Genomic DNA, 19,867 nt, shown 5'->3' with positions numbered 1-19,867 from the left:
ATGGCAGTGTTAAAAGCAGTGGGCCTGCAGAAGAGCTACAAGCGCCGCATGGTGGTGAGTGACGTCAGCCTGGAAGTGGGCACCGGCCAGATTGTCGGCCTGCTCGGCCCCAACGGGGCGGGCAAGACCACCTCCTTCTACATGATCGTCGGGCTGGTGCAGCGCGATGCCGGTCTCATCACCATCGACGATCAGGACATCAGCCTGCAGCCCATGCATGTGCGAGCTCGCAACGGCATCGGTTACCTGCCGCAAGAGGCCTCCATCTTCCGCCGCCTGTCGGTGTTCGACAACCTGATGGGGGTGATGCAGACCCGCAAGGGGTTGAGCCGCGAGGAGCGTGAGGACAAGGTTCAGCAACTGCTGGAAGAGTTCAATATCACCCACATTCGTGACAACCTGGGTCAGAGCCTCTCCGGTGGTGAGCGTCGCCGGGTCGAGATCGCCCGCGCACTGGCGGCCGAGCCGCGTTTTATTCTGCTGGATGAACCATTTGCAGGGGTTGACCCGATTTCTGTGATAGACATCAAGAAGATCATTCAGCATCTGAAAGATAGAGGCCTCGGCGTCTTGATTACCGACCACAACGTCAGAGAGACTCTGGACGTATGTGAGAAGGCCTATATCGTCAGCCACGGCAAGATGATTGCCGAAGGTGCACCGGCTGACATCCTCGCCGATGAACAGGTCAAGCGCGTCTATTTGGGCGATCAATTCAGTCTATAGTAAGGGGGCATGCCTTCATTTCCTTTGACGCCTGCCTCGCTGAACATAAGGATATCCCGACGTAGATGAAGCCGACATTACAGTTGCGTCTCGGTCAGTCCCTGACCATGACGCCGCAATTACAACAAGCGATTCGTCTGCTCCAGCTTTCCACCCTGGAACTTCAGCAGGAAATTCAGCAAGCGCTCGAAAACAACCCTCTGCTGGAGCAGGAAGAGAGCGAGCAGCAGGAGAGTGCACCGGAAGCGCCGGTCGATGACAGTCAAATGGACTCCAGCGATGCCATGGCTCAGGAGCAGATGCCGGACGAGTTGCCGGTGGATACGACCTGGGATGAGGTTTACTCCGCCGGCACCGCCCAGAGCGCCGGCCCCATCCACGATGGGGAAGATAGCGTCTATCAGGGGGAGACCACCGAAAACCTGCAGGATTATCTGCTGTGGCAGATGCGACTCACCCCGTTCAGCGACGTGGATGCCGCCATCGCCCTCGCCATCATCGATGCCATCGACGAATCCGGCTATCTGACCGTTGCGCTGGAAGACATTCAACAGGCAGTGGGTAGCGACGAGCTGGAGGTCGAACTCGACGAGGTCGAGGCGGTGCTCAAGCGGGTGCAGCATTTCGATCCGGTCGGCATTGCCGCCCGTTCGGTGCAGGAATGCCTGCTGATCCAGCTGGAGCAGTATGACCCGCAGACCCCCTGGCTCAATGAGGCCAAGGAGGTGATCCTCGAGCACATGGAGCTGCTCGGCAACCGCGATTATCGTACCCTCGCCCGCAAGACCAAACTCAAGGAGAGCGACCTCAAGGAGGTGCTGGATCTGATCCAGCTGCTGGAGCCACGCCCCGGTAACGGCATCATCCAGAGCGACTCCCAGTACGTGATCCCCGATGTTTCGGTGGTCAAGAAGGGCAACAAGTGGGTGGTCGAGCTCAATCCTGACTCCGCTCCCCGCATCCGGGTCAACGAGACCTATGCCGCCATGGCCCGCAATGCCTGCAGCAGCACCGACACCCAGTTTATCCGCTCCCATTTGCAGGAAGCCAAGTGGTTCATCAAGAGCCTGGAGAGTCGCAATGACACCCTGCTGAAAGTAGCCAGTTGTATTGTCGAGCAGCAACAGGGCTTTTTCGAGTATGGTGAAGAGGCGATGAAGCCCATGGTGCTCAACGACATCGCCGAAGCGGTGGAGATGCATGAGTCGACCATCTCCCGGGTGACGACCCAGAAGTACATGCATACCCCCCGTGGTATCTTCGAATTAAAGTTTTTTTTCTCCAGCCATGTGAACACCGAAGGAGGAGGAGAGTGCTCATCGACCGCAATTCGCGCGCTCATCAAGAAGCTGGTCACGGCAGAGAACCCTGCCAAGCCGTTAAGTGATAGCAAGATCGCGGATTTGCTGGCCGAACAGGGTATTATGGTGGCGAGACGCACGATCGCTAAGTATCGCGAATCCTTGTTTATCCCACCTTCCAATCAGCGCAAACGCCTGGTTTAGGCAAAACAAAAGGATGATGTTATGCAAATTAACCTGACCGGACACCATGTCGAGATCACCGAAGCTCTGCGTGATTATGTGAACAACAAATTTGCCAAACTCGAGCGTCACTTCGACCACATCAACAATGTTCATGTGGTGCTTAGCGTGGAAAAACTGAACCAGATAGCGGAAGCCAAATTGCACGTCAGCGGGGGTGAAGTCTTCGCCAACTCTGAACATGCCGATATGTATGCTGCGATAGACACCTTGCTCGACAAGCTGGACAGGCAGATCATCAAGCACAAAGATAAGTTAAACAAAAAATAACTATGCAACTTGAACACATACTGAGTCGGGACTGCACCAAGAGTGCAGTCCCTTGTACCAGCAAGAAACGCGCCCTCGAAATCATCAGCGAGCTGGCCGCCGAACGCCTTGGCACTTCCCGTCAGGCGCTGTTCGAATGTTTGCTGGCCCGCGAAAAAATGGGCAGTACCGGGATCGGTGCCGGTATTGCGATCCCCCACGGTCGCATTGATGATGAATTCCCGCCAACCGCGATCCTGATGACCTTTGCCGACCCTATTCCTTTCGACGCCATCGACAATCAACCGGTTGACCTGCTGTTTGCCTTGCTGGTGCCGGAAAGCGAGTGCAAGCAGCATCTAAAGACCCTTTCCCTGATGGCTTCCAAGCTCGGCGACAAGGCGGTCTGCCGCCAGTTGCGTCAGGCAACCAGTGACGAAGAGCTCTATCAGATCATGACCTCGGCCTGACAGCAGGCCAAGGATGAGACACCCGTTTTGGCGTGAGGGAACAAGATGCAGTTAATCGTGGTAAGTGGACGTTCGGGCTCCGGTAAAACGGTAGCCCTGCGAGTGCTGGAAGATCTGGGTTATTACTGTGTGGACAACCTGCCGGTCAATCTGCTGCCGCAGTTGATTGTCTCGGTCGAGAGCCAGTATGACAAACTGGCGGTCAGTATCGATGTGCGCAACCTGCCGAGCGATCCGGAGAAACTGGAAAATCTGCTGGCCCAGGTGCGCAATGAAGGGCGGGTAAAGTTCTCCAGCTTCTTCTTCGACGCCGACAACGGCACCTTGCTCAAGCGTTATGGCGAGAGCCGCCGCTTGCACCCCTTGTCACGCAACAAGCTGTCGCTGGATGAGGCCATTCGGGAAGAGACCAACCTGCTTTCGCCCCTCTCTTCAACCGCGGATCTGCGTATCGACACCACCAACCTCAGCATTCACGACCTGAGCGAGCTCATCAAGACCCGGGTGCTCGGCAAGAAAGAGAACGAGCTGGTGCTGGTGTTTGAGTCGTTCGGGTTCAAGTACGGCATTCCCAAAGATGCCGACTTCGTGTTCGATGCCCGCTTCCTGCCCAACCCGCACTGGATCCCCGAGCTCAAGCCGTTTACCGGCAAGGATGCGCCGGTCGCCAACTACCTCTCGGCGCAGGCCGATGTGATGTTGTTTACCCAGCAGATCGAAAACATTCTGGTGACTTGGTTACCCCATCTGGAGCGCAATAATCGCAGCTACCTCACGGTGGGCATCGGTTGCACCGGCGGTCAGCACCGTTCGGTCTTTATCGCAGAGCGGTTGGCCAGCGCGTTCCGCTTGCTTGGCAAGAACGTGCAGATCCGCCACCGCACTCTCGACAAGAGCTCCCCCCAATCCTGATGGATCAATAGGACGACCCGATGACTGTTTCCGCCTCGGTTGAAGTGAAAAACAAGCTGGGTATTCACGCCAGACCGGCCATGATGCTGTTCGAGCTGGTGCAGGGTTTCGATGCCCATGTCTTGCTGCGCAATGAAGATGGTGTGGAGGCCGATGCTGACAGCATCATCGGCCTGTTGATGCTGGATTCCGCGCAAGGGCGGCAGGTGGAAGTACAGGTTGAGGGCCCCGAAGAGGTCGAGGCCCTGGCCGCCGTGGTGGAGCTGTTCACCTCCGGCTTCAACGAGGAGTAGCCACTCCTCGTTTTATTCTGATCCGCAATGCAGTGATCGGCTGTGTAATGATTCAGGGTTTGCAGTATGGCAGCAGGGGATAGTCGACCTCATTGTTGCATCGATGAATCCCAGTCGCGGTCGATTATCTCGTCAGTAATATAATCGCCCTCATGACAAGCGCGCAGCGCCACAGCCGGAGCTGCGCCTTAGCTGGCCGATGCGGCGCTCGAGCTGGCCATTCTCTGCTGATAGCGCAGATCTTCTTCTATGGTGACCACCACTTCCAGCGGCTTGCCGGAACGGAATACCGAGATGGTCAGCTTGGTGCCGGGGCGGCTCTCGACAATCTTGTCCATGGCGCTGCGCACCCCACTGATGGCCTCTCCGTTGATCTTGAGCAGTACATCCCCTCGCTGCAGACCGCCTTTGGCCGCCGGGCCGTTGGGGTCCAGACTCTCCACCACCAGACCGCGCAGGTCGCCGAGGTTCATCATCCGCGCGACGATGGGATTGATCTCGACGCTGGAGACCCCGAGGTAGCCGCGGATCACCCGACCGTTAGCGATCAGCTCATCCATGATCCGTTTTGCCAGCCGGTAGGGGATGGCGAAGCTGATGCCGTAGCTCTCCTGGTTGCCGTTGAGGTGGTAGGTGGCGGTGTTGATGCCCACCAGGTCGCCACGGCCGTTGACCAGCGCCCCCCCCGAGTTGCCCTCGTTGATGGCGGCATCGGTCTGCAGCAGATCCTGACGGCCATTGCTGTCGGGCCCCATGCTGGAGAGGCCGGTGCGGCCGGTGGCACTGATGATGCCCTGGGTGATGGTCTGGCCGACGTTGTAGGGGTTGCCGATGGCGAGCACCACATCCCCCACTTCTGGTAGTCGCTCCGGATCCTGCGGGATCACCGGCAGGTTGTCTGACTCGATATAGAGCACGGCGAGGTCGGTGAGCTGATCGGTGCCGACCAGCTCGGCGCTGAAGACCCGGCCATCCTGCAACGCAACGATGATCTGGTCGGCATCGGCGATGACATGGTAGTTGGTCAGCACATAGCCGCGCTGGTTCATGATGACGCCGGAACCCAGCCCTTGCGGGCGTAGTTCTCCCTGATTGCCCTGATTGGGGGCAAAGCTGCGGGTGTAGATGTTGACGACGGCAGGGCCTGCCCGATGGGCGGCATAGGAGAAACTCAGTTCACGGGCATTGGTGATGATGCCGGGCAGTTGGGCACCACCGCGAAAATGGGGAAACAGCAGCAACAGCAGCGCCGCGACGGTCAAACCAAAACCGACAGACTTGCCCAAGTAACTGACTAAAGGGGGGATTTTCATGTCATTCTCATCCGTACAGGCTGCGCGCAGAGAATAACACTATCGATGGATAAAAATCACCCGCGGTGAAGGCCGCGGGTGATGGAGGGAGTGGCGAACAACTTGAGCGTTAGCGGATCACCAGATAGAGCGAGGAGTCACCGCGCTGGATGTTGAGCGCCAGCACGTCAGGCTTGTTCTTGAGCGCCTTGGTCAGCTCGCCCAGGGTGTTAATGCGCAGGCGGTTGACCCCGATGATGATGTCCCCCTTCTGCAGGCCGGAAGCGGCTGCCGGAGAGCGAGGATCAATGTCGGCCACCGCGACGCCGGAGACCGGGTCGGTAGTGGTGCTCAGCTTGGCCCCTTCCAGTGCCGGATGCAGCGCGCTGGCGCGCACTTCGCTGTCATCGGCCTGCTTCAGGGTCACCTTGGCAGTTTGTGATTTGCCATCGCGGATCAATCCCAGCTCGACCTGCTTGCCAGCGCCCATGGTGGCGATCTTGGCACGCAGCTCACCGAAGGAGCGAACCGGTTTGCCATCGATGCTTACGATGATATCGCCGGCCTTGATGCCCGCCTTGTCGGCCGCCGAATCAGGCATGACCTGATTGACAAAGGCACCATCCTTCTTGTTGTAGCCGAAGGTTTTGGCGATGTCTGAGGTAAGCTCGGTGCCGGTAATACCCAGCTGGCCGCGACGCACTTCACCGTACTTGACGATCTGCTCGGTCAGATCCCGCACCATGTTGGAGGGGATGGCAAAGCCGATGCCGATGTTGCCGCCGTTCGGGCCCAGAATCGCGGTGTTGATACCGATCAGCTCGCCACGCAGGTTGAGCAGGGCGCCGCCGGAGTTACCGGAGTTGATGGCCGCATCGGTCTGGATGAAGTTTTCCAGATTCTCGATGTTGAGGCCGCTGCGACCCAGCGCGCTGACGATACCTGATGTGACGGTCTGACCCAGACCAAACGGGTTGCCGATGGCCAGCGCATAGTCACCCACCCGCAGCTCGTCGGAGTCGGCGAACTTGATCTGCACCAGATCCTCGGCCTTGATTTGCAGCAGGGCGATGTCGGACTGTTTGTCTTCACCGATTTTCTTGGCCGCATACTCACGACCATCCTTCAGGTTGACCTTGATCTCGTCCGCCTCGTGAACCACGTGGGCGTTGGTGATCACGTAACCCTTCTTGGCATCGACGATGACACCGGAGCCGAGCGCCTGGAACGGCTGCTCGCTCACCTGTTCGTCGGGCATGTTGGGGCCGAAGAAGAACTTGAACTGCTCCGGCAGACGCTGACGGGTAATTTTTTTGCCAGAAACCGAGATATTGACCACCGCCGGGGTGACCTGTTCGAGAACAGGCGCCAGGCTTGGCATCTCCTGATTTGAGCCTAACAGGGAAGGCAGTGCAGCCTGAGCAGGGGCCGCAGACATAGCGATACCGACACTGAGGGCTAGCACACTGAGCATGGAAAGAGGTTTACGCATATGAAAAACAGCTCCCAGAAAAAGTTGCATTGCAATCGTCAAGGTCAGACCACGGGACTGGCCAATTAGTTCCTCGAGGAACTAGTTTGGTTGTTTGAGCAGTCCGGAAGAGGCACCCGCATAGTCGCGAGGCGGAACGCCCTGCTCTTCTGCCACATTGGCAGGGGCTTCTTCTACCAAGGACTCGCGGAACAGGGGCTCCTGCGCTTTGGCCAGGAATTTGCTCTGCTCGGCCATGTGGCGATAGAGGGTCTGATACTGCTCGGCCAGTTGTTCCATCAGTGCGGCACTGTCGGCGAAGTGGGTGTTGATCTGGCCCTGATAACTTTCGAGCTCCTTGTGGGCCTTTTTCAGTTCCTGTTCCAGACGGCCAGCATCGCGGCTACGCACCGAAAAACGGCCGAGAACGATACCGATAATCAAGGCCGCGACAGCCAGCAGGATCCCAGTTAACAGACTCATAGATGCTCCTTGTTACAGCTAAAACAGAGTGGGTTTATGCGGTCGTCATAACCGCCATGCCTTGATGGCACTATACCGTGCGTCCTGAGGCCGTGATACCATTTTGTCCTCGATTCAGGGACTTGGAGAGGCGCTCAAGGATGACACCGCAGCAAAAATACCAGCAGGATCTGCTGCGCCCCGGCTTTGTGGCCGACCCCGCGCAGGGGGTGGCCATCAGCAGGCTGGAGCGACTGTATCAGGATTTGCTACGGCGCCCGACTCCGACCAGATCTCGAGGGCTGCTGGGTTGGCTGCAAAAGCCCAAGCCGCCGGAGCCCGTCCTGGGTATCTATATGTGGGGCGGAGTGGGCCGAGGCAAGACCTGGCTGATGGATACTTTTTTCGACAGCCTGCCGGGGACGCGCAAGATGCGCAGCCATTTCCACCGTTTCATGCACCGCATTCACGATGAACTGCAGGGGCTGAGCGGGCAGTCCGATCCGCTCAAGCTGGTGGCCAGCAAGCTTGCCAGCGAGACAGACATCATCTGTTTCGACGAATTTTTTGTCTCCGATATCACCGACGCCATGCTGCTGGGCACGCTGTTTCAGGAGCTGTTTGGTCACGGCGTTGTGCTGGTCGCTACTTCAAATATTCCGCCGCAGGATCTTTATCGCAACGGGCTGCAGCGAGCCCGTTTTCTGCCTGCTATCGAGCTTATCGAGCGCCATTGCGAGGTACTTAACGTGGATGGCGGTATCGACTATCGCCTGCGTACGCTGGAACAAGCCGAGATTTATCACTGCCCGCTGGATTTGCAGGCAAAAGCCAATCTTGACCACTATTTTCAGCAATTAACCGGTGGTCACTCGGCTTGCGAAGGGACGTTCGAGGTCAATCATCGTCAGCTGACGTCACTGGGGATGGGGGAAGGGGTGCTCTATATGGAATTCGAGCAACTTTGCTGTACTCCCCGTTCCCAGAACGACTATATCGAGCTGGCCAGGTTGTTCCATACCGTCTTGCTGGCCAATGTGCAGCCAATGGGTGCAGGCAAGGATGACGCGGCTCGCCGCTTCATCGCCATGGTCGATGAGTTCTACGAACGGCACGTCAAGCTCATCATGTCGGCGGCGGTTCCCATGGCAGAACTCTATGGCGAAGGGCTGCTGAATTTCGAATTCAAACGCTGTCTTTCACGGCTTCAGGAAATGCAATCGCACGAATACCTTGCCAGAGTGCACCTTCCTTAGTCACAATACCGCGCCTGCCAGTCGGATGGGCATCTGCGGCAGGTAGGGCCGGGCGACATTTGCTAGCTTCATGGCAGTGAAATTAGCAGGTGATATTTAAGGCAACTTCACTTATAATCGCCCGGCCCACGTTACAGCTGTCGATAAGACAGCAACACTTTAAGCTTTACTTGTATTCGAAGGGGTACAGGTAGGCCATCGTTTGTTGTTTGTGGGAGAGCCCCCATAAGCAATTGGGTCTGTAACAGGTAATTGGGTTTAACTTAATGAAAACTTTCGTTGCCAAGCCAGAAACCGTAAAACGTGACTGGTACATTGTGGACGCAGAAGGTAAAACTCTGGGTCGTATCGCAACCGAGATCGCTGCTCGTCTGCGTGGTAAGCACAAAGCTGAATACACTCCGCACGTTGACACCGGTGATTACATCATCGTTGTAAACGCTGAGAAGGTACACGTAACCGGTAAGAAATTTACCGACAAAATGTACCACGCTCACTCCAGTTTCCCGGGTGGTATCAAGTCAATCAGCTTCGACAAGCTGATTCAGCGTAAACCGGAAATGGTAATCGAAGCAGCCGTCAAAGGCATGCTCCCGAAAGGTCCTCTGGGCCGTGCCATGTTCCGTAAACTGAAAGTTTACGCAGGCGCCGAGCATGCTCATGCTGCTCAGCAACCTCAAGTACTGGATATCTAATCGGGAACTGGCAACATGGCAGAAAATCAATACTACGGTACCGGCCGTCGCAAAAGCTCCACTGCTCGCGTATTTATCAAAGCGGGTAGCGGCAAGATCGTAATCAACCAGCGCTCCCTGGAGCAGTACTTCGGCCGTCCGACTGCCCGCATGGTAGTTCGTCAGCCGCTGGAACTGGTTGAGATGACCGAGAAACTGGATCTGTACATCACCGTTAACGGTGGTGGCATCTCCGGTCAAGCTGGTGCGATCCGCCACGGTATCACTCGTGCTCTGATGCAGTACGACGAAACCCTGCGTTCCGAACTGCGTAAAGCTGGCTTTGTTACTCGCGATGCCCGTAAGGTTGAGCGTAAGAAAGTCGGTCTGCACAAAGCTCGTAAGCGTCCGCAGTACTCCAAGCGTTAATTCGCTTTTGGTACTCACTCTTTCGAGTGTCAAAAAAGCCTGGCAGCCGCCAGGCTTTTTTTATTGGTAATATTACCGACATCAATGCTAACCACGCGTCACAAAAGACAAAAAATTGTTTCTTTATTGTTTTCATTGCTCACCGCTCTTTCTTGTCAAGTTGTTATCTTTTCTTTAAAATTTCCCCTGTTTTCTGTGGCAATTGTAAATCCAGCTTCCGCCGCTGTTGTCACGGGAAAAATGGGGAACAGGGACACTATAAGAATGTGCGGAGTCCACATGGGAGAGTTTTTGGATGAGCAATGCGCCAGTTGATACCGGTCGCCGCAGATTTCTTACCTGGTCAACGGTTGCCGTTGGTGGGGTAGGAGCTGCGTTTACCGCAGTGCCGTTTATAAAGTCATGGAATCCGAGTGCCAAGGCCAAAGCAGCCGGGGCGCCGGTTGAAGTCGATATCAGCAAGTTGGAACCGGGTCAGCTCATCCGTGTCGAGTGGCGAGGCAAGCCTGTCTGGGTGGTGAAACGCACCAAACAGACGCTGGATGCCTTGGCTGCCCATGATGACAAGCTGCGGGATCCCTCATCTGAAGAGCCGCAGCAGCCTGACTATGCCCATAACGGGTACAGATCGATCAAGCCCGAAATTTTTGTCGCGGTCGGTATTTGCACCCACTTGGGGTGTTCACCTTCCTATCTGCCTGACAGCTTTGGCGAGCAGGTGCAGGGCGTCACGTCCGGCTTCTTCTGCCCGTGTCATGGCTCCAAGTTCGACATGGCCGGCCGTGTGTTCCAGGGGGTGCCTGCACCGCTGAACCTGGTCATTCCGCCCTATCAATTCATTAATGACACCACCATTCAGGTCGGTGCCGATGGCAAGGAGGCCTGACCATGTTGAGTAAACTGATGGGCTGGATCGATTATCGATTCCCGCTCACGGCCATGTACAACGACCATATGGCCAAGTATCCGGCACCGAAGAACCTGAACTTCTGGTACTTCTTCGGCTCGCTTGCCATGCTGGTGCTGGTCAACCAGATTATCACCGGTATCTGGCTGACCATGAACTACAACCCCTCTGCGGAAGGTGCGTTTGCCTCCGTGGAGTACATCATGCGCGATGTGGAGTACGGCTGGCTGCTGCGTTACATGCACTCAACCGGCGCGTCTGCATTCTTCATCGTGGTCTACATGCACATGTTCCGCGGCATGATCTATGGCTCTTATCAGAAGCCTCGTGAACTGCTGTGGATCTTCGGTATGCTGATCTTCTTGGTGCTGATGGCGGAAGCCTTCATGGGCTACTTGCTGCCCTGGGGCCAGATGTCATTCTGGGGTGCTCAGGTCATCATCTCGCTGTTTGGCGCCATTCCGGTCATCGGTGACGATCTGACCCTGTGGATCCGCGGTGACTACGTCATCTCCGGTGCGACCCTGAACCGCTTCTTCGCGCTGCATGTCATCGCATTGCCGCTGGTGTTGGTGATGCTGGTTGCCATGCACATTCTGGCGTTGCATGAGGTGGGGTCCAACAACCCGGATGGCATCGACATCAAGAAGCACAAGGACGAAAACGGCTGGCCGCTGGATGCTGTGGCGTTCCACCCTTACTTCACCGTCAAGGATATGATCGGTGTGGCGGGCTTCCTGTTCTTCTTCTGCGCCATCATCTTCTTCAAGCCGGATATGTGGGGTTACTTCCTCGAGAAGCCGAACTTTGAAGTGGCCAACGGGCTGAAAACCCCGGCACATATCGCGCCTGTGTGGTACTTCACGCCGTTCTACGCCATTTTGCGGGCGGTGCCGGACAAGCTGCTTGGCGTCATCATGATGGGTCTCTCCATTGTGGTGCTGTTCCTGCTGCCGTGGCTGGATCGCTGCAAGGTGCGCTCGGTGCGCTATCGCAGCAAACTGCACAAGCTGAACATTGCCCAGTTTGTGGTGTGCTTCGTGATTCTGGGGATCCTCGGGGTGCTGCCGTCGACGCCGACTCTGACGCTGATTGCCCAAATTTGTACCTTGGGTTATTTCGGGTTCTTCGTCCTGCTGTTCTTCTATAGCAAGAACGAAAGCACCAAGCCGCTGCCGGAGAGGGTGACATTTAAATGAAAAGAATAATATTTGCAGTGCTGACCCTGCTGCCGTCACTGGTGTTTGCCAATGCCGGGGCCGTGCATCTGGACAAGGCCAACTATGACCTGAGCGACAAGGCTTCTCTGCAGCGTGGCGCCGCCACCTTCATGAACTACTGCTTTGGTTGCCACAGCACCCAGTACCAGCGTTACAACCGGGTGGCAGAGGATCTGGGGATCCCGGCCGATCTGATGGCTGACAATCTGATCGTCAATGGCGCCAAGATTGGTGACCTGATGGAAAACTCGGTCTCGGAGAAGGATGCCGCCAAGTGGTTTGGTGCGCCGCCTCCCGATCTGACGCTGGTTGCCCGGGTGCGTGGTGCTGACTGGATTTACACCTATCTGCGCTCCTTCTATGTGGATGAAACCCGTCCGTTCGGGGTGAACAACGCCGTATTCCCGTCCGTGGGCATGCCCCATGTACTGGAGCCGTTGCAGGGAACCCCCCGTGCCGAGTTTGCCACTCACACGGTCGATGGCGTGGAAACCCATCAGGTTGTCAGCATCAAATCTGATGGCAATGGTGAAATGAATAACGAAGAGTATGATCAGACGGTGCTGGATCTGGTAAACTTCTTGGTCTACTCGGCTGAACCGGTACAACAGGAGCGTGAACGTATGGGCTTCTGGGTGCTTGGCTTCATCGTGATCTTCTTCATCTTCACTGTGCTGTTGAAGAAGGAATTCTGGCGCGACGTTCACTAAGCGACCAGATCCGGGTAATATAATGCACGGCAATGAAGACCAAGATGCTTCATTGCCGTTTCTGCTTTTTTATGACGGGAGGGTTCAATGGCTGTAGCTGCCAATAAGCGTTCGGTAATGACGCTGTTTTCCGGTGCCAACGATATGTTCAGCCATCAGGTGCGTATTGTCCTGGCGGAGAAGGGTGTTAGCGTGGATATCTGCCAGGTTGACCCAGCCAATCTGCCGGATGAGCTGGCCGAGCTGAACCCGTACAACTCTGTACCGACTCTGGTGGATCGTGAGCTGGCACTCTATACCTCACGCATCATCATGGAGTATCTGGACGAGCGCTTCCCGCATCCGCCCCTGATGCCTGTTTACCCGGTTGCTCGTGGTAACAGCCGTCTGATGATGCACCGCATCGAGCTGGACTGGTACTCCCTGGCCGACAAGATCATGGCCGGTACCGATGCTGAAGCGGCACGCAACGAACTGCGTGACAACCTGCTGGCCATCGCGCCGATCTTCGGTGAAATGCCCTATTTCATGAGCGAAGAGTTCGGTCTGGTGGATTGCTACATGGCTCCGCTGCTGTGGCGTCTGCCGAGCCTGGGCATCGACCTGACCGGTCGTGGTGCCAAAGAGCTGAAGGCCTACATGGTTCGTCTGTTCGAGCGTGAATCCTTCCAGGCCTCTCTGACCGAAGCCGAGCGCGAGATCCGTTCTGGCGTATGAGCATGGAACCGACAATGACACCGAGCCGCCCGTAACTGTTACGGGCGTTCTTTGACTGGTTGCTGGACAATGACCTGACCCCCCATCTGGTGGTCAACGTCAACATTCCCCATGTGATGGTGCCGATGCAGTTTGCCCAGGATGGGCAGATAGTGCTGAACATCGCGCCTCGTGCCGTGATGCAATTTCATATGGATAATGAGGCCATCAGCTTCAGCGCCCGCTTTGGCGGGGTATCCCAGCAGGTCTATATCCCGATGGCGGCCGTGCTGGCTATCCATGCCCGGGAGAACGGCGTGGGCACCATGTTCCCGCCCGAGCCGGGTTACGACATCTGGCTGGAACAGGCCGAAGCGCCGGTGGAGCCTGAGCCGGAACCGCCGCGCCCCAGCGGTCGTCCGACCCTGAAAGTGATCAAATAAAAAACGCAGCCGATTGGCTGCGTTTTTTTATGCCGCGTGGTTTTAGTTCTGGGCGAACTCGAAGGCCTTGATCACGCGCTTCACGCCCTCAACGTGGCGGGCAATCTGCACTGCCTGTTCCCCCTCCTGACGCGTCACCAGACCAATCAGGAACACCTCGCTATTCTCGGTGACCACCTTGACCTTGGTGCTGTCGAAGTTTTTGGTACCGAACATGTCGGCCTTCACCTTGGAGGTGATCCAGGAATCATTACTGCGAGTAGTGAAGCTGGCGGGCTGGCCGAGGCGCAACTCGTTGTAGACGTGGCGGACCCCTTCGATGCGACTGACAATTTTGCCTGCCTCAATCTTGTAAACGTCAGAAGGTGTCTGGCCGACCAGCAGCACGCGGCCGTTGTTGCTATAGACGCTGATCTTGCTGGCTGCGCTGAGCGGTTTGTTGTCGGCCAGCAGATTGGCCGCTTTCAGCTCGATGGTCTGGTCATCCCACTGTGCGCCCAGCGTTCGGCGATCGCCAGAGGCCTTGGCGGTCCCTGCGGCGCCGCCAACAACCACGGCTGCGCAGCCTTGCAGCAGCAGGGTGCTCACCAGCAGACCGAGCAGGATAGTGTGCTTTTTCATGGTTTCAATCTTCCTGTTGCGGGAAAAGTGTCTGGTCGATGAGATCACACAGGCAGTGCAGGGTCAACAGGTTCACTTCCAGAATGCGAGGCCGACGGGCGGATGGCACGCGGATCTCCACATCATTCGGACCGAGCAGACCAGCCATTTCGCCACCGTCCCCCCCGCTCAGCACCACTATGGTCATGTCGCGGGAGAGGGCGGCCTCGGCAGCCTTGATCAGGCTGCGGCTGTGGCCGGAGGTGGTGATGACCACCAGAATGTCGCCGGGCTGGCCCAGTGCGCGGATCTGCTTGGCGTAGACCTCTTCAAAACCGTGATCGGTGGCGATGGCGCTGATGGTCGCCATGTCGGGCGTCAGGGCCATGCCGGGCAGGGAGGGGCGCTGGGTCTCGTAGCAGTTGACCAGCTCGGAGATGAACAGTTGCGCCAGTGCGGCAGAAGGACCGTTACCGCATGCCAGCACCTTGTGGCCATTGAGCAGGCAGATGGTGATCATCTGGGCTGCAGTATGGATGGCATCCGGCAGCGCCTCGGCGGCGGCTATCTTGGTCTGGATGCTTTCGGTGTAGTTCTCTTTGATGCGGTCAGTCATAGGGTCCTCTTAAAACGCGTTCTGGATCCAGGCTGGCTGGTCACCCTCGAACGCAATCACATCGAATCGGCAGGCCTGATTGGCCTCGTTGATGGCATGTTGCTTCAAATAGTGGCGCGCTGCCAGCATGATCTTGTGCTGTTTGCTGCGGGTGACCGAACTGGCGGCCCCGCCATGGCTGCTTGTGGCCCGGTAGCGCACCTCAACAAACACCAGGGTCTGGCCCTGGTGCATGATGAGATCTATTTCACCGCCACGACAGCGGTAGTTGCGCGCTACCGGTTGCAGGCCCCGGGCCTGCAACCAGCGTTCAGCGACTTGTTCAAAGTGCTGTCCCTTGCTCATCGGTGAGGGGAACAGGCTCGGCAACTGCTGGCGCATCCGTTTCCATAGTTCCTTCATTGGAGGGCTCCTCCAGCTGCTGAACGGCGTTCTCGTCGACCAGTTTGCCGTTCTGGTAAGTCCCCCAGCTCAGCATCCGCACGATATTGCCCTGGGCATCCACGCTCAGCTGACCGCTCATGCCAGCCTGCTGCATGCCACCCACCTTGCGCATCTGCTGCAGGTTCTCAGCCAGGCTGACGGCATCGTAGCCCATGGCAAAGAGCCGCAGCAGGTCACCCTGGGTCTGCGGCCAGAGCAGGGCGATCTGCTCGCGTTGTTTCTCGTAGCCGCCAAGCAGCAGCGGCATATCGGCGATATGCATGCCGTTGAGCTCGGAGGCGACCTCGGTGGCGGCGCTGTCGTAGCCACGGGAGCTGGTGTAGATGGGCAGGCTGCCCATCGGATTGACCGAGACATCCACGTAGGGCTTGATCATCCGGGTTTCCAGACTGTTGGCCACCACGTAAACCGCATCGATGCTGCGCGGAGCGGCATCAGAGAGTTGCACCACTTCACCTGCACGGGCGGTAGAGCGGCCGCTCAGGGCATTCTTGACCATCCCCTGCACTTCGTTGCGGGCACCGAAGGTGGCAACGACCGGCTTATCCTGGCTCAGGGTGGCCCAGCTCTGCTCGAACGCCTTGATACTGCTGTAACCGATCCGCCCCTGGGCGGCGATCAGCAGAGGTTTGCGGTAGCCCTGAGTGTAAAGGTACTGGGCTGCCTGCGCGGCATCTGCGGCGGCAGAGAGGGAGAAGTAGTAGGTGGTATCGTTGACGATCGGCTTGTCCAGCTCGTTGAGCGCCAGCACCGGCACGGTCGGATTGGCCTTGAGCAGCTCCTCGACCCGATCTTTCAGCAGCGGGCCGATGATCATGTCCGCACCTTCCTGAATCGCCTGCTTGTAAAGATCGCCGGTCGACTTGCTCTGGGTGTCGTAGAAGTTCAGGGTAAATTGCCCCTGATTCTCCTTGTAGGACATCAGCATACCGTTGCGGATAGCGGCGCCCTGCGGCTCCAGATTGCCGGAGAGGGGCAGCAGCACGGCGATCTGCTGCACCGAGGTGCTGGCAGTGGTAGCCAGATCGCCCAATCCTGCCGGCATATCTTTCTGAGCCGGATGGTTGGGGAAGTCGCGCTTCCAGCCTGCCAGCTGGCGGGCCAGCAGGTTTGGCTGGGCGCCAAACTCGTTGACCAGTGCCGCCAGTCGCAGCCAGCCGGTGGTCACATCAGGGGCCGGAGCCTCTTCCAGCGCTTGCAGGGTGGAGGGGGTCATGCTTTTGAGCAACGACCAGATCTGCTGATGGTTGGTCGCTTGCTCGCTCTGATTGAGGTAGGGCTCCAGTGCAATCAACGACTTGGCTGCGCCAAACTTGTTGTTGATGTCGAGCTGCAGCACCACGCGTTGGCGATACCAATCCTTCTGGGTATCGGCATCCAGCACCACCTCGGGTTTGCCTTCCAGCAGGATCAGCGCCTGATTGGCGTGGCCCTGCGCCAGCAACAGATGGGCTTGCAGCAGTTGCAGCTGCGCCTTCTGGGTGGGCTCCTTGGCCTGCTTCTGCAATTGCTGGAACAGTGCCGAGGCCGGTTTGGCCTGGCCCAGCGCCAGATAGCTGCGTGCCGCCAGCATCTGCCAGGTAAAGGCTTCAGCCGGCTTGGCCGGGTCCACCTGCTCAAGATACCACTGGGCATTCTTGGTCAGATTGGAGAACGCAGAGGGCATGCCTGACTGCCCTGACGGTTGATTGGGCTCCGACGCACAGGCGGCGAGCAGTACTGCCGCGAGTATGATGCCGAAGAGTCGTGATACACTTAGCTGCTTTGTAACCCGGTTCAAGTTCATTCCCCGACCAGTGTTGAAGTTCCCCATAGTGTAAACGGGCCAATATGGCGACACAATTGTCGGGGCACTCGGAGATCCCATGAGTGACATCCCAACCCTGTATATAGTCCCCACTCCGATCGGCAATTTGGCGGACATCACCCAGCGTGCATTGGACATTTTACGCAGTGTCGATCTGGTGGCAGCCGAAGATACCCGTCATACCGGTATCCTGCTCAGCCACTACCAAATCTCGGTGCCGACCTTTGCCCTGCACGATCACAACGAGCAGCAGAAGGCCGATGTGCTGATCGGCCGGATCAAAGAGGGCAAGAGTGTTGCGCTGGTCTCCGATGCCGGCACCCCGCTCATCAGCGACCCCGGTTATCACTTGGTCACCCGCTGTCGTGAAGCCGGGGTCAAGGTGGTGCCGCTGCCCGGCCCCTGTGCCGCCATCACCGCCTTGAGCGCCGCCGGTCTGCCTACCGATCGCTTTGCCTTCGAAGGCTTTTTGCCCGCCAAGAGCAAGGGACGCGACGATCGTCTGCAAGCGGTCATCGAAGACACCCGCTCGCTGGTGTTCTACGAATCGCCACGCCGGGTGAAGGATACGGTGGAAGCGATTGCTCGCATTCTCGGCGAGCGTCAGGTGGTGGTGTGCCGCGAGCTGACCAAGACCTTTGAGTCGATCCACGGTCTGCCTGCTTCTGAAATGCTGACCTGGCTCGGTGAGGATGACAACCGCTGCCGCGGCGAGATCGTGCTGGTGGTGGCTGGCGCCTCGAAAGATGAAGAGGATCTGCCTGCCGAGGCGATCCGCACTTTGGGGCTGCTGGTAGCCGAACTGCCACTGAAAAAAGCGGCTGCCCTGACCGCCGAGATCCACGGCGTGAAGAAAAATGCCCTCTACAAATACGGTCTCGAGCACTATTGAGCCGATGAAATAGGCCAGCAGACTGTTTTCTGACCTGTGCAATCCCCCGTACCGGCAAGCATTCAGCCTGTCAACGGGGGTCAAAGCGCGATAAATGGCTGTAAACGGGAATTGCCGGTTTACCCCGTGTGTATCGCAAGGCTATAATCCGCGCTCGGAGTTGGCTGGGCAATCGCTGCTTCGTCGTTGTGTCCCTCGGGACAGACGGGCGGAGGGGAGGAAAGTCCGGGCTTCATAGGGCAGGGTGCCAGGTAACGCCTGGGGGGCGCGAGCCTACGACCAGTGCAACAGAGAGCAGACCGCCGATGGCCCGCAAGGGATCAGGTAAGGGTGAAAGGGTGCGGTAAGAGCGCACCGCGCGACTGGCAACAGTTCGTGGCACGGTAAACTCCACCCGAAGCAAGACCAAATAGGCCCCTATTGGCGCGGCCCGCGTTGGGGGCGGGTAGGTTGCTTGAGCCAGCGAGCGATTGCTGGCCTAGAGGAATGATTGCTACCCGGGGCAACCCGGTACAGAACCCGGCTTACAGGCCGACTCCGACCTCATTCCGAAGAGCCCCGCGATTTATCGCGGGGCTCTTTTTTATGCATGAGAAAATATGGCTTCGTTGGTCGGATATTTTTTGTCTCGCCATGGGCGTTGTTTCCCAAATCAACCATCAAGCCACAACTTCCCCAGCCCCAGGTGACAGCTACACTCGGGGCTTTCTGACAGGCAGACCAAGGGCATTCAGTTTGTTCATCGCACACACGTAGGCCATGATCTCTCCCACTTGGCCGTTGTAGTTACGCAGACTGATTTTGCCCGTCATCAACTGCTTGAACCGATACATCGCCGTCTCTGCCAGCGAGCGCCGATGATATCCCGACATCTTCTTCCAGTGCACTAGCCCCTCCTTGCGCATTACCAGCACCGCCTCATTTCTTGGATGTCCCTTTTCCCATAACCCAGCGTTTTTACGAGGCGGAATACAGGCTGTCGCCCCTTTGTGCGAGATAAGCTGATGGCTGGCTTTGCTGTCATAGGCACCATCCGCATAAACACGTCCCAGCTTGCGCCGCAGTGGGTTGAGCAAGGTCGGCAACACCTCGGCATCATGGACATTCTCCAGCGAGACTTCCGCCGCCACGATATCGTGGCTCACCGGGTCTACTGCCAGATGTAACTTGCGCCAGACCCGCCGCTTCTCAGCGCCGTGTTTTCTGACCTTCCACTCGCCTTCACCAAACACCTTCAGCCCGGTTGAGTCGATAACCAAGTCGGTAATGCGCCCCTTTGGGGGCTGTCGATAAGCGACCATCACTGTGCGTGCTCGCTTGCTGACACAGCTGTAATCGGGGGCACAAAGCGGTACGTTCATCAACTCGAACAGGGAGTCGAGTAGTCCCTGAGTGGCCCGCAGAGTGAGGTTGAAAATCCCCTTGAGCATCAGGAAGGTACAGATGGTCTGGTCAGTGTAAAGCTGGCTGCGGCCCTGCCGCCCATGATGGTCGTGGTGAAACCAGTTGCTCATGGCCTCGGCATCAACCCAGAAGGTGAGTGAACCACGGTTAATCAGAGACCTGTTGTATTTAGGCCAGTTGGTGATGGGGTGAAGCGATGTGCCCATGATGCAGACTTGAAGGGGATGGTGGTGATCAGATCACCGAGTCCTCAGTTAGTTCCATTCAAGCTGCATCGATTTGGGAAACAACGCCCTCGCCATGTTGAATGAAATTATATGTTTTAAATCAGTCGAATAGTCTCGTATTTA

At 57.4% G+C, this 19,867-nt stretch carries 23 protein-coding genes and 1 other RNA gene; 16 read left to right on the top strand and 8 right to left on the bottom strand.

Annotation, left to right across the window (positions count from 1 at the left end):
- The 6 genes from lptB to npr all read left to right on the top strand — a co-directional run bounded on the left by lptB (position 1) and on the right by npr (position 4,194).
- Entirely contained in the window at positions 1-726 is a 726-nt protein-coding gene (gene lptB / locus OKC27_RS04670) for an LPS export ABC transporter ATP-binding protein (protein ID WP_005336333.1), read from the top strand.
- A gap of 65 nt (positions 727-791) precedes the next feature.
- Positions 792-2,231, top strand: a complete 1,440-nt coding sequence (locus OKC27_RS04665; RefSeq protein ID WP_182938401.1) for an RNA polymerase factor sigma-54 — start codon at positions 792-794, stop codon at positions 2,229-2,231.
- A gap of 21 nt (positions 2,232-2,252) precedes the next feature.
- Entirely contained in the window at positions 2,253-2,540 is a 288-nt protein-coding gene (gene hpf / locus OKC27_RS04660; RefSeq protein WP_005336323.1) for a ribosome hibernation promoting factor, read from the top strand.
- Positions 2,541-2,542: 2 nt separating this feature from the next.
- Positions 2,543-2,989 carry a PTS IIA-like nitrogen regulatory protein PtsN gene (ptsN, locus tag OKC27_RS04655; RefSeq protein WP_042061522.1) on the top strand — a complete coding sequence of 149 codons (447 nt, stop codon included), beginning with the start codon at positions 2,543-2,545 and terminating at the stop codon, positions 2,987-2,989.
- Between the two features lie 45 nt (positions 2,990-3,034).
- The gene (rapZ, locus tag OKC27_RS04650; protein WP_182938400.1) at positions 3,035-3,901 is read left to right on the top strand and encodes an RNase adapter RapZ; all 867 of its coding nucleotides are present in this window, start codon (positions 3,035-3,037) and stop codon (positions 3,899-3,901) included.
- 20 nt (positions 3,902-3,921) lie between these two features.
- Entirely contained in the window at positions 3,922-4,194 is a 273-nt protein-coding gene (npr, locus tag OKC27_RS04645) for a PTS phosphocarrier protein NPr (protein ID WP_005336318.1), read from the top strand.
- A 188-nt stretch (positions 4,195-4,382) separates the two neighbouring features.
- Here npr and degS read toward each other — a convergent pair whose 3' ends face one another.
- From degS to OKC27_RS04630, 3 genes are all read right to left on the bottom strand, one after another.
- Positions 4,383-5,507: an outer membrane-stress sensor serine endopeptidase DegS gene (gene degS, locus OKC27_RS04640; RefSeq protein ID WP_042655663.1), complete on the bottom strand. Its 1,125-nt coding sequence runs from the start codon at positions 5,505-5,507 to the stop codon at positions 4,383-4,385.
- A 109-nt stretch (positions 5,508-5,616) separates the two neighbouring features.
- Positions 5,617-6,978, bottom strand: a complete 1,362-nt coding sequence (locus OKC27_RS04635; RefSeq protein WP_005336295.1) for a Do family serine endopeptidase — start codon at positions 6,976-6,978, stop codon at positions 5,617-5,619.
- An 81-nt stretch (positions 6,979-7,059) separates the two neighbouring features.
- The gene (locus tag OKC27_RS04630; RefSeq protein ID WP_128834353.1) at positions 7,060-7,440 is read right to left on the bottom strand and encodes a YhcB family protein; all 381 of its coding nucleotides are present in this window, start codon (positions 7,438-7,440) and stop codon (positions 7,060-7,062) included.
- A gap of 140 nt (positions 7,441-7,580) precedes the next feature.
- On the opposite strand from OKC27_RS04630, the gene zapE reads away from it, so the two are divergent.
- The 8 genes from zapE to OKC27_RS04590 all read left to right on the top strand — a co-directional run bounded on the left by zapE (position 7,581) and on the right by OKC27_RS04590 (position 13,754).
- On the top strand, positions 7,581-8,675 hold the full coding sequence (zapE, locus tag OKC27_RS04625) for a cell division protein ZapE (RefSeq protein WP_182938399.1): 1,095 nt from the start codon (positions 7,581-7,583) through the stop codon (positions 8,673-8,675).
- A 266-nt stretch (positions 8,676-8,941) separates the two neighbouring features.
- Positions 8,942-9,370, top strand: coding sequence for a 50S ribosomal protein L13 (gene rplM / locus OKC27_RS04620; protein ID WP_270805973.1), 429 nt, complete (start codon positions 8,942-8,944; stop codon positions 9,368-9,370).
- A gap of 15 nt (positions 9,371-9,385) precedes the next feature.
- Entirely contained in the window at positions 9,386-9,778 is a 393-nt protein-coding gene (rpsI, locus tag OKC27_RS04615; protein WP_005336286.1) for a 30S ribosomal protein S9, read from the top strand.
- Between the two features lie 295 nt (positions 9,779-10,073).
- Positions 10,074-10,664 carry a ubiquinol-cytochrome c reductase iron-sulfur subunit gene (petA, locus tag OKC27_RS04610; RefSeq protein WP_005336284.1) on the top strand — a complete coding sequence of 197 codons (591 nt, stop codon included), beginning with the start codon at positions 10,074-10,076 and terminating at the stop codon, positions 10,662-10,664.
- Between the two features lie 2 nt (positions 10,665-10,666).
- Positions 10,667-11,884, top strand: a complete 1,218-nt coding sequence (locus tag OKC27_RS04605; protein WP_019444835.1) for a cytochrome b — start codon at positions 10,667-10,669, stop codon at positions 11,882-11,884.
- Complete coding sequence (locus OKC27_RS04600; protein ID WP_111806449.1) at positions 11,881-12,615, top strand: cytochrome c1; 735 nt, start codon at positions 11,881-11,883, stop codon at positions 12,613-12,615. The genes OKC27_RS04605 and OKC27_RS04600 overlap by 4 nt, the downstream gene beginning before the upstream one ends.
- A gap of 87 nt (positions 12,616-12,702) precedes the next feature.
- Positions 12,703-13,332, top strand: coding sequence for a stringent starvation protein SspA (gene sspA, locus OKC27_RS04595; protein WP_042012397.1), 630 nt, complete (start codon positions 12,703-12,705; stop codon positions 13,330-13,332).
- A gap of 35 nt (positions 13,333-13,367) precedes the next feature.
- Positions 13,368-13,754 carry a ClpXP protease specificity-enhancing factor gene (locus OKC27_RS04590; protein WP_270805979.1) on the top strand — a complete coding sequence of 129 codons (387 nt, stop codon included), beginning with the start codon at positions 13,368-13,370 and terminating at the stop codon, positions 13,752-13,754.
- A gap of 42 nt (positions 13,755-13,796) precedes the next feature.
- Here OKC27_RS04590 and dolP read toward each other — a convergent pair whose 3' ends face one another.
- The 4 genes from dolP to OKC27_RS04570 are packed head-to-tail and all read right to left on the bottom strand — an operon-like array spanning position 13,797 to position 17,080.
- Positions 13,797-14,375 (bottom strand): division/outer membrane stress-associated lipid-binding lipoprotein, encoded by a 579-nt coding sequence (gene dolP / locus OKC27_RS04585; protein WP_182938398.1) that lies wholly within the window; start codon positions 14,373-14,375, stop codon positions 13,797-13,799.
- Positions 14,376-14,379: 4 nt separating this feature from the next.
- Positions 14,380-14,970, bottom strand: a complete 591-nt coding sequence (locus OKC27_RS04580) for a D-sedoheptulose-7-phosphate isomerase (protein ID WP_005336275.1) — start codon at positions 14,968-14,970, stop codon at positions 14,380-14,382.
- Positions 14,971-14,979: 9 nt separating this feature from the next.
- Positions 14,980-15,351, bottom strand: a complete 372-nt coding sequence (locus tag OKC27_RS04575; protein WP_182939801.1) for a YraN family protein — start codon at positions 15,349-15,351, stop codon at positions 14,980-14,982.
- Positions 15,293-17,080: a penicillin-binding protein activator gene (locus OKC27_RS04570; RefSeq protein WP_232093580.1), complete on the bottom strand. Its 1,788-nt coding sequence runs from the start codon at positions 17,078-17,080 to the stop codon at positions 15,293-15,295. The genes OKC27_RS04575 and OKC27_RS04570 overlap by 59 nt, the downstream gene beginning before the upstream one ends.
- A gap of 199 nt (positions 17,081-17,279) precedes the next feature.
- Between OKC27_RS04570 and rsmI the strand changes: the two genes are divergently transcribed.
- Positions 17,280-18,113 carry a 16S rRNA (cytidine(1402)-2'-O)-methyltransferase gene (gene rsmI, locus OKC27_RS04565; protein WP_042655669.1) on the top strand — a complete coding sequence of 278 codons (834 nt, stop codon included), beginning with the start codon at positions 17,280-17,282 and terminating at the stop codon, positions 18,111-18,113.
- A gap of 156 nt (positions 18,114-18,269) precedes the next feature.
- Positions 18,270-18,656: RNase P RNA component class A (rnpB, locus tag OKC27_RS04560), an RNA gene on the top strand.
- Between the two features lie 149 nt (positions 18,657-18,805).
- Here rnpB and OKC27_RS04555 read toward each other — a convergent pair.
- The gene (locus OKC27_RS04555) at positions 18,806-19,723 is read right to left on the bottom strand and encodes an IS5 family transposase (protein WP_270805972.1); all 918 of its coding nucleotides are present in this window, start codon (positions 19,721-19,723) and stop codon (positions 18,806-18,808) included.
- Between the last annotated feature and the right edge of the window lie 144 nt (positions 19,724-19,867).

Origin of the sequence: Aeromonas sp. QDB62 (genome assembly GCF_027705695.1) — a bacterium.
Lineage (GTDB): Bacteria > Pseudomonadota > Gammaproteobacteria > Enterobacterales > Aeromonadaceae > Aeromonas > Aeromonas allosaccharophila.
This window is presented reverse-complemented; position numbering and strand designations above follow the sequence as displayed.